A 13,052-nucleotide genomic window follows, 5' to 3' on the forward strand; every position below is an offset into this window, starting at 1 on the left:
TAGTGCAATCCGCAAAATCACATCGATAGCCAATTGATTGCTATTACACTAGCTCCGAATGCCGGTAATAAATGCTCCAAAGATATTGATATTTGAAGCATTTTATTATCTGGCATCATCGTCTTCTTTACAAATCAGCATATATAAATTCCGTGTCAACGTTCAAGCTTTTAACATTATAATTCTATAGAATAATACTAGTGATAAAGTATTATAATATGCTATAATTGTTAGAAATAATACGGAAGTGGTGCTAATTACTCTTATTTTGTACGATATACATAATTGATTAGAACTATTATAGAGACAATAGAATACATGTGTACTAGTGAAAGGGGCTGCTTATGAGGAAGTTAGTAGTATTTGTGATGATTATAGTATTTTTACTCATTGTACCTGTAGGATTATGGTTTTTGAAGGACAATCAACCGATGAAAGTGGCTATTATAGATAAATCAGCAGTAGAAAATTTACATACAAAACATCTTGGGGTTAGCTGGGTATTAAACTATTCAAAAGTAAAAGCTTCGCATAACAAACCATTTGATCCTGCGCGGGACTATTATGGCGGATACACAGCAGTAGAAGGAAAAGGTATTTCCGAGTTGAATCCACTACCACAAGATTATGGGAAGAAAGATATTATTTACTTGGCAAATACAGCCAGTTTTGATGAAAATGAATTAGATACGAAAAATTCTGCGCTCGCTACATACGAAGAAAATCATGGCGGACTAAAAGAAATAGAGTGGCAACGAATAGTGAAAAGACTTAATTCGAAGAAGCCTTCCATGTTGATAGCGGAGTATAATTCATTTTCTGCACCTACTTCAGAAAAAGTACGTACACGTGTCGAAGATCGAATGGGCTTGAAGTTCTCTGGTTGGAGAGGTCGTTATATGGAAGAACTGGATCCACAAAAGAATGCAGAGATGGAAAAAATTCTTCCTAAACAATCAGCACAGTGGACATATAGTGGACCTGGTTTTGTGTTAATGAATGATACTTCAGGGGAAGTTCTTGTATTGAGAAAAAATGAAGAGCTTTCAACTGATGATATTCAGCTAACATTTACGGACAACGGTACGAAACGATTAAATGTCAAGGGTTCACATCGCTTTCATTCCTGGTTCGATATCGTTACGGCGGAGCAAGGCGAATCATTAGCGGTATATGATTGGAATCTTACTGAAAAAGGAAAAAAGATGTTAGATAAGAAAGGAATCCCTACTCAATTCGATGCGGTAATTCGTCATACATCCGGCGTTTCCGAAAGCATGTATTTTTCTGGTGATTTCAGTAGTATGGAAAATGTTCCTTCTATATATCAAGTAAAAGGAATAGCGAACGTCTATAAAGCTATTCAAAGATCTTCTGAGAAAGCATTTTTCTGGTCTGCTTATGTACCGATGATGCAGGGAGCGCTTGCACAGTTCGGACAAGTAGAGGCAATGGATGAGAAGAAGCCAAAGCAAGAAGGAGTACAAATGAATTCACGAATGAATGGTAATCATTTGGAAGTTCTAACCGATGGCAAATGGACTCCGATGATTGTCAAAGGTGTGAATATTGGAATGGGGAAACCAGGAGCATTTCCTGGCGAAGCTGCCATTACAGAAGAAGAGTATTATAAGTGGTTCGAAGCGATTGGCGAGATGAACGCTAATACTATTCGCGTTTATACGCTTCATCCACCTGATTTTTATCACGCATTAAAAGCGTATAATGATGTACATGATACACCTATATATGTCATGCATGGTGTCTGGATCAATGAAGAAAAACTGGAAGAGTCATTAGATGCCTTTGAGAAAGAGAACTTGAAAGACTTCCAAAAAGAAATGGTCCAACTTGTCGATGTCATTCATGGAAATGCTACTGTACCACCGCGTCCAGGTCATGCATCCGGCGTATACGATGCGGATATTTCCCAATGGGTCACAGCATGGATGATTGGCATTGAATGGTATCCATTCATGGTGGAGAACACGAATAAGTTACATGCTGATTTAGGAGAATACAATGGGAAGTATTTTGAAACAAAAGGCGCCGCTGCATTTGAATATTGGCTGGCGGAACAAATGGATATTCTCGTCTCGCATGAAGTGAGTAACTACCAGCAGATTCGACCGATGAGCTTCGTCAATTGGGTCACGACTGATTTGCTGACACACCCATCTGATTCTTCAAATCAAGAAGATATCGTATCTGTTGATCCAAATCTCCTCTACACTAAGGGGGAAATGGACAAGGCTGGTCAATTTGCTTCGTATCATGTGTATCCATACTATCCGGATTTTTTAAACTATGAGAAAAAATATCGTGAGTTTATAGATTTCAGAGGCCAGAAGAATAACTACGCTGGCTATTTAAAAGATTTGCACGAAGCACATCGAATACCGATTCTAATTTCAGAATTTGGGATTCCTGCTTCTAGAGGAAAAGCGCATGAAAATCCATTTGGCTGGAATCAAGGATTTATATCAGAGGACCAGCAAGGAGAAATATTGACGCATTTATATGAAGATATATTGCAAGAGAATTTAATGGGCGCACTAGTATTTTCATGGCAAGATGAGTGGTTTAAACGAACATGGAACACGGCAGAATATGATAATCCAGATCGTCGTCCTTACTGGTCTAACACACAAACGAATGAACAAAAGTTCGGTCTGCTCAGCTTTGATCCGTTGAAAATAAAAGTGGCGGGACATGAAGAGGAATGGACAGGAGAACCGTTGTATAAGAACAAGCAAGGTACGCTTGAAAAAATGTATGTAGATCATGACGAAACCTTCTTGTATATTCGGATAGATTACGATGAATCCAAAATAGGTGAAACTGACGTAGTGAATATTCTCTTTGATACGGTGCCAGGACGTGGGAATACACGTGCTAGTAGAATTGAAGATCTTCAATTCACTAATGGACTGGAATTCATTGCTAAAATTAACGGTGCCCAATCAAGAATGTTGATTGACCCGCATTATGATCTATTCCACCATGATTACGGTAAGGATGTAGGATATATTCCGAAAAAGGAAATGAAAGATCAAACGAACCAATTCATTCCGATGCAGTACGCGTTAAATCGAAAATACTTTGTGGCGAACGAAAAACGCACGATTCCATTCAGTTCATATGAAACGGGAAAACTTCGAGAAGGAAATGGAGATCCTGACTCAACTGAGTATGATTCGTTGGCAGATTACCATATGCGTGATGGCATGTTGGAGCTACGTATTCCGTGGATGTTGTTACAAGCGATGGATCCAAGTAGAAAAGAGTTTATCGAGAATTTGTTGGCTGATGGTACCAGAACAAGCATTAACATCGATGAACTATTTATCGGAGCCGTTTTAACATCAGAAGATGGCCAAGTACTGGAGTCATTTCCTCAGCTACATGACATGAAGTTGGATCCAATGAAAAGTTATACATGGGATAATTGGCAAGTTCCTATGTATGAAGAACGATTGAAGAAGTCTTATTATTATTTGCAAGAGGCATTTAAAGCGAAGTGAAATAAAAGTTAGAAAAAGAACAGAAGTCTCCATAGAGATTTCTGTTCTTTTTCGTATAGGGAAATTAGATTGGCAAGAACATATAGGTATTTTCAAATGAAATATTCAAAAACACCTACTCTACTACTTGTCAAAATTACATAATATGAGCTGAAAATAACTGAACGTTTCTATAGTTTTATGATATAGTATGGAATGCATTTAAAATTAAAAGAGTCTATTTAACGGAGGAAGTTATGTCGGATCTAAAGTTACCTAATAAAAGATTTAGACCCGAGATAGAAGGGGTACGAACGGTAGCAACATTATTGATCGCAATTTATCATATATGGTTTGGTAGAGTGTCTGGTGGAATCGATGTGTTCTTCGTTATTTCAGGTTATTTGATGACGTTATCCATCATCTCGCGTATAGAACGAACAGGATCAGTAAATTTTATCGAGTATTTTCTGAACTTAGCGAGAAGGTTATTACCCCAAGCGACAGTAGTCTTGATTTTCACTGGAATTTTTGCTGTCATTCTTCTGCCCAAGTTTGAATGGGGAGAAATAATAACGCATATGATGGCTTCCACATTTTATTTTGAAAACTGGCGGCTAGCATTCGATTCTGTTGACTATTTGGCGCAAGATAATATACCTACTCCATTTCAACATTTTTGGTCACTTAGTGTGCAAGGTCAATTTTATTTTATCTGGCCTGTTCTATTTACGTCTATTTATTATATCGCACGAAAGCTTTTGAAAACACCAGTATACAAGACATTACTTAGTTCGCTTATCATCGTGTTTATATGTTCATTGGCTTTTTCCGTCTATCAAACAAATGTTAACCAGCCTTTTGCATACTTCAATACATTCACACGGATATGGGAATTTAGTATTGGTGGCATTTTTGCTTTACTATCGCCATACTTATTTTTCAATAAAAGATTAAGCGTAGTCTTAGGATGGGTTGGTCTAGCAATTATCGGACTTACTGGATTTTCATTTCCAGTATCAACTGTATTCCCTGGATATTTGGCATTGATTCCTATTAGTGGAGTACTACTAATATTAATTGCCTCGGAAAGTATCACAATATATGGTGTAAATCGATTTTTATCGACAAAGCCTCTGATTTATCTAGGGAGTCTTACATATGGTGTATATTTATGGCATTGGCCGTTGCTGATTTTCTATCGTACGTATATGGAAACAGAAACAGTGCCTATAGGAGATGGGATATTACTATTGATGGCGACCTTTGTGTTGTCCATGATTTCTACCAAATTATTAGAAAAAACTGTTCAAAAAATAGGTGGGAATCAGAAGAAAGGGAAACTACTCGTCGTATTGTCAACTATGGTAGTACTTGCATGTAGTTCAATATTTTCTATTTCTGCTTATATTGAAAAGGCGACTGCTAATTCGGATATTGTCCATGAACAAGATTACCCTGGTGCTCAATCAAAAGATTATAATATGAAAAGCGTATCCTATGTAGAACCGATCCCGTCACCTTCAGAAATCAAAACAGATCTTCCGGTATTTTATAATGATTTGGAATGCCAGTCCGCTAATCTAACGGAAGTCAGAAAATGTTCTTATGGTGTATTGGAAGGTTTTGATTTCACGTTGGCGCTCGTTGGTGGTTCACACTCAGGTCATTGGTTCCCGGCTTTAATAGAATTAGCGGAAGAAATGAATTTTAAAATTGATTTATATAGTCATGATGGTTGTCGTTTTACAGACGAAGACCCCAAGGGAAACTTAACGAAAGCTTGCATTCCCTGGAATAGTAATTTAATTGATACGTTAATAGAAAATCCACCTGATTTGGTTTTCACAACAGCGACAGTGAATAAACATCCAAAAGTACCTCGAGGATTTGTGAATCAGTGGAAAAGACTTGAAGGAATTACTACAATTTTTGCGATACGGGATAATCCTCGTATGCAAGAAATCATTCCTGTTTGCCTTGAACAAGCAGACGATCCGTTGGAGTGTTCCGTGCCAAGAGATCAAGCCATTGCGAAGGAAAATCCGTGGGAAGTGACAGAAGGTATTCCATCGAATGTATTTTTCGCAGACTTAACAGACTCTTTTTGTGATGAAACGACTTGTTATCCTATCATTGGAAATATCATTGTCTATCGTGATGATAATCATATTACTGCAGAATATGCAAAAACGTTAGCACCTGCATTAAAAGTGCCTTTGCAGCAAGCATTCGATAACTTAGGAAAAAAACATGCGCAATGATGAGTAATCGGTTTGTCATGGATTTTGTATAGTTCATATAGATATGGGAAAGCTATCATGTAGAAAGAAAACTTCAAGAAGGAGTGTATATGATGGCGAAGAACTATCCAAAACCGAATGATTCTGCAGACAACAAAGAACGATTGAATAAGACGATCAGTAATATGGAAGCAGCAGAAGATGCAATGAAGTTTGCAGAAGGTAAAGAGTTCGAACAGATCAAAAAGAAAAATGAACGCAGAGCAGAAAGTATCGAAGATTTAAAAGAAGAAATTAGTGAAGAAGATAAGTCGCGTATCAATGGTTATTTATAAATAAGTCAATGCGAAAAAAGGTTGGCCCTCACTTCTAACAGTGGGGGTTTTAGTTGTTTGTCATGGTATATATAAGCAAAAAAGAGGAATCAGTTCAGTGCGCTGTATAGAATAGAAACATCTACAATATTTTAGGGATTTTCTATATAAGGGGAGAATAAAAAATGAAAAGAATAAAAAAGGTTGATGAGTGGCGGGAACTGCTTGAAAAGTCGGATGAGCAACCATTCCTTTTATTTAAATCAAGCATGACATCTGTTAGTAGTTTAGCAGCTAAAAAAGAATTGGATGGACTTCGCACGGAATTGCCTATTTATATCGTCATTACACAAGTGAGTAGAAAGCTTTCGGCGGCCATTGAATCAGATTTAAGTGTTGCGCACGAAGTTCCCCAATTATTGATTTTAAAAGATAAACGAGCTATCTGGCAAGCTACTCATTATCAAATCAAAGAACAAATTTTATTGGATGCAATAAAAGAATACGTCTAAGAAACGGATAAATTTCAAATTAGTATTTCTTAAGACATCCGAAAAGGTGCATGGACGTTTTTAAATACATTGACGATAAATAATAGAATGGAAATCGCTAATGCGCTGCCGCCACCCCACACACAGATTTGAATCAAGATCATGGGCAGGCCGAGTGCTGGCTGTATGATTAACATGCCTATTAATAATACAGGTAATCCGATGTTATAAAGCCAAAAGTGCGATTTGCCTAGTATACTGTTACCTGCTTGAGGATAGATGGTATAAATTACTCCAATCATAGCCGTCGTGAGCCACCCGACCACATTAATATGTGCATGCGTTGCGCCCCATTGAAGTTGAATCGTAGCGTGCATATATAGTCCAAAGCCCACGCCAATTAAGAAATAGATAACTGCTGCTTTAATCCATCTTGCTCCCATCCATAATCAGCTCCTTTACATATAGTACGTTTGCTCTCTATCTATTATGTATTTACTAATACGTGAAATTAAATTGTTCAGTTAAATGAAGCTGTAACGACTGCTTATAGAAAATTAGTAAGTAGCAAAAGGAGATCTTATAATGGGAAGTTTATTTCCGAAAATATATGACATGGCCATGAAACCACTTGAAGCAACTCGATTTAAAAAAGTTCGAACGGAAATAATCCGGAATGCACGAGGGAATGTGCTGGAGATCGGTTCGGGTACCGGTATCAATTTTCCCTATTATCGACAGGCAAGCCACGTAACAGCGATTGAACCGAATCCGGAGATGAGTAGTAGGGCGATGAGAAGAGGGCGCAGTGCGCATGTGCCCATTACTTTATATGAGGCAAATGCAGAAATATTACCATTTGCGGATAACTCATTTGACACGATAATCTCAACCTTAGTATTTTGTACAATACCAGATCCACTACGTGCATTAAAAGAAATCCAACGTGTGAGCAAGCAGGATGCCACGATTTTATTTTTCGAACATGTCAAAATGAAGCAGCCTACTCTTGCAAAAGCACAAGATGTATTAAACCCATTATGGGGAAAAATCTGCGATGGTTGCCAATTAAATCGAGATACTCTTTCAGTGGTTTATGACTCTGGTATATGTGTAGAAGAAATTGAATCACTCTATGGTGGTTTGTTTTTATCTATTAAATGTAAAAAAAAGAAGTAGTTACTTTCGAGATGATTCGCACATACACGGCTAAATCAAATGGCTACACAACGAATGTTCTACGGTTGCTATTGCCTGTATTGAAGCTAAAAGGAAGGAAGTGAGAGAATGAAAAAACTAATTATACTCGCCCTAGCAACGGTATTCCTACTCGCTGCATGTGGAAAGAATAAGGTCGATGAATCTGCTGCTGAAGAGTATATTAAGAAATCAAAAGAAACGATCATGTTATTCAATGAAGAGAAGTTTGATGAAATGCGTTCAATGTTTGATGCAACGATGAAAGATGCGTTGACCGTCGAGCAATTACAAGATGTGTCAAACATTGTAAAAGAATCTGGTGAATTCGTTAGCTTTGAAAAAGAGTCTGTCGCTAAAAAAGAGCAATACTTTGTTGCAACGATTGCTACTAAGTACAAAGAAGATAATAGGGTATACACGATTACATTGGATGAACAGCAACGAATCGCAGGGTTTTTCGTGAAATAATGAAAGCAATTGAAAGAACAGGCGACGGGATGCAGACCGTCGCTTTTGGTAGCCCTTATCCTGACGGTGGCCCTATTGCGAAAATGTATGCTGTTTTCCAAGTGTGATACAGGTCAATAAAGGGTAATTGATTACAGAATGAGCAAGAACAGTTGGAGGAGATGGAGTATGGTCAAAGAATATGATTTGCTTGTGATTGGAACAGGCAGTGCAGGTTCTATTGCAGCAACAAAATGCAAGAAAGAAGGCTGGAGCGTTGCCATTATCGATGATCGTCCATTAGGGGGGACATGTTCTCAGCGAGGTTGTGATCCAAAGAAAGTATTGGTAGAGGCTGCTGAACTCATTGACTGGAATGAACGGATGCATGGAAAAGGAATTGAAGAAGATAGCAAAATCAATTGGCCAGAATTAATGGAATTCAAACGAACGTTTACTCGGTCAATACCTAAAGATACGGAAGAAAAATATGAGAAATTAGGAATTGACATGTATCACGGCAAGGCGGTCTTTCAAAGTGAAAACGAGTTGAAAGTCTGCTCGGAAGTATTAAAAGGGAAATATATTTTAATAGCTTCAGGTGCAGAACCTGTGAAATTGAATATCGAAGGTGAAGAATATTTGACGCTGAGCGATGAGTTCATGGAATTAGAGTCACTTCCCAAAAAGATTATTTTTATAGGTGGAGGATTTATTTCATTCGAATTTGCGCATCTTGCCGCGAGGGCAGGATCGGAAGTGCATATTCTGCATAGAAGTGAAAACGCTCTCAAACATTTTGATCAAGATTTGGTAAAAAAGCTGATTGAACGTACTGAAGAAATTGGTGTTCATGTGCATGTGAACACACCCGTAAACGGAATTGAAAAGTGTGGCGATTCATTTGTAGTTAAAGGGGAACAAATGAATCGTCAAGTAGAGTGGAAAGCAGATCTTGTTGTACATGGGGCAGGACGCACACCTGCATTGGATATTGATTTAGAAAAAGGAAATGTACAGCGTGATAAGCAAGGCGTATGTGTCAATGAATACATGCAGAGTGTCAGTAATCCACATGTATATGCAGCTGGAGATGTCGCTTCAAGTGACGCGCCTCCTTTGACACCCGTCGCAACAACGGAATCACATGTTGTCGCTTCGAATCTTCTAAAAGGGAATAATAAAACGGCAGATTATCCAGTCATCCCATCTATTGTATACACTGTCCCCAAATTATCATCGGTTGGAATGAGCGAACAAGAGGCAAAAAACTCCGGTTTAAAAATATATGTAAAATCACAAGATACCACCGAGTGGTTCACATATAAACAGACAAATGAAGGGGCAGCGGCATTTAAAGTAATTATCGACCAAGAGAAAGATGTTGTACTCGGTGCACATTTCTTAGGTGGAGGAGCCGATGAACTGATTAATCTCTTCGCGATGGCTATTCGATTCCAAATTCCGCTCATCGAATTAAAGCAAATGCCATTCGCATATCCCACAGTAGCTTCTGATATTTCGTATATGTTGTAAGTTAATCGTAAAAGCTCTCTATCTGATAATTGGATAGAGAGTTTTTATTCGGCAGTAAATAGACGAATATTTTGTAATGTACTATGAAATTGACTCTTCAAACCTCGCCACGTTATCCTGTAGAATGATACCGATAATAAATAAAAACCTAATGAATTATATAGTAGACGGGAGGAAAAGAGACGATGATCAAGCGGGCATTAACTATCGCTGGTTCTGCTGCACGTGGAGGAGCAGGAATCCAAGCAGATTTGAAAACATTCCAGGAGTTTGATGTATTCGGTACAACAGCAGTCACAGCGATTGTGGCAAGAAACCCACGTACTGGACAAAGTATATTTCCTCAATCTTGGGAAGCGATCGAAGCGCAATTGGTGACGATAGAAGAAGATATCGGTATAGATGCAATGAAGACGGGTATGTTGTTTACAAAAGAAATTATTCTCAATGTAACGAAATGGATTCAGCAATCGGACATTCAACATATAGTAGTAGATCCAGTGATGATCGGAAAGATGGGCTCTGCGTTATTGAAAGACGATGCAATGAAAGCGATGCAAAATCAATTGATTCCTCTTGCCACGATTATTACGCCAAATATGCCTGAAGCTTCTTACTTATTGGGTGGAATGGAGTTGACATCTGTAGTGGATTTAAAAGAGGCTGCACGTCGGTTATTTGAATTTGGACCGAAGTTCGTATTAGTGAAAGGTGGAAGGTTGGATGGACCGGCAGTGGATGTGTTGTATGACGGCGAACAGTTTTACCTACTCGAAGCTCCAAGAATTGATACGCTGAATACGAATGGTGCAGGTTGCAGTTACTCTGCTGCCATTGTGGCAGGTTTGGCAAAGGGACAAACGGTGCAAGCTGCCGTGATTGAAGCGAAGAAGTTCATTACGGCAGGCATTCGCCATTCCCTGACATTCAAACAAGGTGTGGGGTCAACCTATCACGCGGCGTATGGTAAGTACGACGAGATGAGTTGTACGGTAACTATTGAGCGAGCTTGCGTTCAGGAGTGAGCGTAAATAAGAGGATGTTATAGAAGTAGTAACACTTCTATAACATCCTCTTTTGCATCGATTAATTTTAATATTGAACATTGTATAGTGATTGCGGATTAAAGTTCCCATTGATACGCTTCGGAACAAAAACCCCATATCCAACGCTATTACAAATAAGTAGTAATCGCATCAATAGGAAGACGCGTAGAACCGTAAGCAGGTGAAGCAGCTTTTCCAAGCGCGATCAGTACTAGTGGCTCGTAGCGTGACTCAAGTTCAAATGACTCAGCAAATTGTTGCTTATCAAACCCACCCATCGGTACAGTATCGAACCCTCTTGCCTTAGCGATCAACATGAGCTGCATAGAAACTAAACCCGCATCAAACGTCGCGATATTACGTCTCACTTCAAGTGGAGCATTCGGATAAGCTGCTTTAGCATTTTGAATCTGAATCTGCACATTCTCTTCATCTATATTTCCTGCAGCTAAATTGGAAAGATAGATCTCATCAATGTTGTGGTACATTTCTGTATCACCGATGACGGCGATAATAGCGGATGCAGTTTCGATTTGTTCTTGATTGAATGAAAAGCGATTGATTTTCTTTTTTAACTCTTGATCTTGTATAACAAGAAAACGCCATGGCTGTAAGTTGCTTGAGGAAGGAGCGGAAATCGCCTCCTCCAGCATAGACGTAATATCGTTTTTATCGATTGTATAGTTCGGATCGAACTTTCTAACAGATTTCCGTGCATGCATCACTTCTAGTAATTCTTCGTAATTTTGTGACATAATGACAAACTCCCTTAAAATATATTGACAACTACTTACTAATAGTAAGTTCTTTATAAGATTACTATTAGTAAGCTTGTTTGTCAAACCTAGATGTGATAAAGTGAAAGGAGTATAGGATTGGGGTTTTGCTAATGAAGAAAAATGAAGAGTTTGTTCAGTCGTTAAATCCTAAAGGTCAAAAAAGCTGCGATAGTTTCCATAACACAATCGAATTTATCGGGAAGCGTTGGATGGGAATTATCATTTATCATTTATTAGACGGACCAAAGAGGTTCTTTGAATTATCGACAGAGATCGAAGGGATATCAGATCGTCTTCTAACGGAGAGATTGCGTGATTTGGAAGCGCATGGCTTGGTCATTAAAAAACAGTCCGATCCAAAGGTTAGGAAAGTCGAGTACGAACTTACACCAAAGGGTAAAGAATTAGAAGATATTATTCAGGCCATTTTTGAGTGGGTAAAGAAAAATGGTTGCTGTTATGAGGAGTGAATGAATTGATTAGAGAACAAGCGAAACACTTTAGCGGGATTCCGTTATCGATATTAGACTTAGCCATGATCAATGAAGGCAGTCATGCAGGACAGTCATTTAAGAACAGTGTAGATCTTGCGCAACATGCAGAAGATTGGGGATTCAATCGTTACTGGTTAGCTGAGCATCATAATATGCCAGGAGTTGCAAGTTCCGCTACATCTATCATCATTGGACATGTAGCCCAGATGACAAAAGATATTCGAGTAGGTTCTGGCGGTGTCATGTTGCCGAACCACGCACCACTGGTCATTGCCGAACAGTTCGGTACACTGGATGCTATGTATCCGGGGCGTATTGATTTGGGGCTAGGCCGTGCACCTGGAAGTGACCAGGCGACGGCGTATGCACTTCGCCGTACATTACAAAGCGGTGGAGAAGACTTCCCACAACAAGTGGAGGAATTACGTACGTACTTTGCAGGTAATCCGACTGATCGCGTTCGAGCATTTCCAGGGGCAGGGCAGAACGTCCCGATTTGGTTGCTAGGTTCAAGCGGCTTTAGTGCTCAATTATCTGCTGAACTCGGTTTGCCATTTTCTTTCGCCAGTCACTTTGCACCGCAGTTTATGATGCAGGCACTGCAAATTTATCATCAAAACTTCCGACCGTCAAAAGATCTTCAAAAGCCTTATGCGATGATGGGCGTTAATTTAATCGCGGCGGATACGGATGAAAAGGCACAATACTTGGCTACATCCATGCAGCAACAGTTCTTAAATATCCGTCAAGGTAAGATGGCGCAATTTACACCTCCAATTGAAGACATTCATGCGGCATGGTCACCATTTGAGCAAGAAGCCGTTGCGCAGCAAAGTGAGGCGCCATCTGTCATTATTGGTAGCCCTGAAACTGTGAAACGAAAGCTAGAAGAGTTCGTGGAAATGACAAAAGCGGATGAGCTGATCATCAGTTCAGGAATCTTCGATCATAAAGAACGACTTCGTTCATATGAAATCCTAAGTGAAATAATGAAGTAAA

Annotated in this window: 12 protein-coding genes; 10 read left to right on the forward strand and 2 right to left on the reverse strand. The window is 39.0% G+C overall.

Features of this window, described 5'->3' with window-relative positions:
• The first annotated feature begins 344 nt into the window (after positions 1-344).
• The 4 genes from CSV70_RS06515 (at position 345) to CSV70_RS06530 (ending at position 6,572) form a co-directional block, all read left to right on the forward strand.
• Positions 345-3,524: a hypothetical protein gene (locus CSV70_RS06515; RefSeq protein ID WP_085131306.1), complete on the forward strand. Its 3,180-nt coding sequence runs from the start codon at positions 345-347 to the stop codon at positions 3,522-3,524.
• 236 nt (positions 3,525-3,760) lie between these two features.
• Positions 3,761-5,767 (forward strand): acyltransferase family protein, encoded by a 2,007-nt coding sequence (locus tag CSV70_RS06520; protein WP_099628735.1) that lies wholly within the window; start codon positions 3,761-3,763, stop codon positions 5,765-5,767.
• A gap of 92 nt (positions 5,768-5,859) precedes the next feature.
• Positions 5,860-6,081, forward strand: a complete 222-nt coding sequence (locus CSV70_RS06525) for a small, acid-soluble spore protein tlp (protein WP_085131304.1) — start codon at positions 5,860-5,862, stop codon at positions 6,079-6,081.
• 164 nt (positions 6,082-6,245) lie between these two features.
• Positions 6,246-6,572: a monothiol bacilliredoxin BrxC family protein gene (locus tag CSV70_RS06530; protein ID WP_085131303.1), complete on the forward strand. Its 327-nt coding sequence runs from the start codon at positions 6,246-6,248 to the stop codon at positions 6,570-6,572.
• A 29-nt stretch (positions 6,573-6,601) separates the two neighbouring features.
• Here the strand turns inward: CSV70_RS06530 and CSV70_RS06535 are convergent, their stop codons facing one another.
• Entirely contained in the window at positions 6,602-6,994 is a 393-nt protein-coding gene (locus tag CSV70_RS06535; RefSeq protein ID WP_099628736.1) for a hypothetical protein, read from the reverse strand.
• Between the two features lie 142 nt (positions 6,995-7,136).
• On the opposite strand from CSV70_RS06535, the gene CSV70_RS06540 reads away from it, so the two are divergent.
• The 4 genes from CSV70_RS06540 (at position 7,137) to thiD (ending at position 10,759) form a co-directional block, all read left to right on the forward strand.
• A complete protein-coding gene (locus CSV70_RS06540) occupies positions 7,137-7,730 on the forward strand; it encodes a class I SAM-dependent methyltransferase (RefSeq protein WP_099628737.1) in 594 nt (197 codons plus the stop codon).
• Between the two features lie 108 nt (positions 7,731-7,838).
• Complete coding sequence (locus CSV70_RS06545; RefSeq protein ID WP_099628738.1) at positions 7,839-8,219, forward strand: DUF3887 domain-containing protein; 381 nt, start codon at positions 7,839-7,841, stop codon at positions 8,217-8,219.
• Positions 8,220-8,387: 168 nt separating this feature from the next.
• The gene (locus CSV70_RS06550; RefSeq protein WP_085131299.1) at positions 8,388-9,734 is read left to right on the forward strand and encodes a dihydrolipoyl dehydrogenase family protein; all 1,347 of its coding nucleotides are present in this window, start codon (positions 8,388-8,390) and stop codon (positions 9,732-9,734) included.
• Positions 9,735-9,919: 185 nt separating this feature from the next.
• Positions 9,920-10,759 carry a bifunctional hydroxymethylpyrimidine kinase/phosphomethylpyrimidine kinase gene (gene thiD / locus CSV70_RS06555; RefSeq protein ID WP_099628739.1) on the forward strand — a complete coding sequence of 280 codons (840 nt, stop codon included), beginning with the start codon at positions 9,920-9,922 and terminating at the stop codon, positions 10,757-10,759.
• A 149-nt stretch (positions 10,760-10,908) separates the two neighbouring features.
• Here the strand turns inward: thiD and CSV70_RS06560 are convergent, their stop codons facing one another.
• Complete coding sequence (locus CSV70_RS06560; RefSeq protein WP_099627103.1) at positions 10,909-11,535, reverse strand: nitroreductase family protein; 627 nt, start codon at positions 11,533-11,535, stop codon at positions 10,909-10,911.
• 134 nt (positions 11,536-11,669) lie between these two features.
• Between CSV70_RS06560 and CSV70_RS06565 the strand changes: the two genes are divergently transcribed.
• On the forward strand, positions 11,670-12,029 hold the full coding sequence (locus CSV70_RS06565; protein ID WP_085131296.1) for a winged helix-turn-helix transcriptional regulator: 360 nt from the start codon (positions 11,670-11,672) through the stop codon (positions 12,027-12,029).
• A complete protein-coding gene (locus tag CSV70_RS06570; protein ID WP_085131295.1) occupies positions 12,026-13,051 on the forward strand; it encodes an LLM class flavin-dependent oxidoreductase in 1,026 nt (341 codons plus the stop codon). The genes CSV70_RS06565 and CSV70_RS06570 overlap by 4 nt, the downstream gene beginning before the upstream one ends.
• Position 13,052: the final 1 nt, after the last annotated feature.

This window comes from Sporosarcina sp. P25, from assembly GCF_002743235.1.
GTDB classification, from domain to species: Bacteria; Bacillota; Bacilli; order Bacillales_A; family Planococcaceae; genus Sporosarcina; species Sporosarcina ureae_B.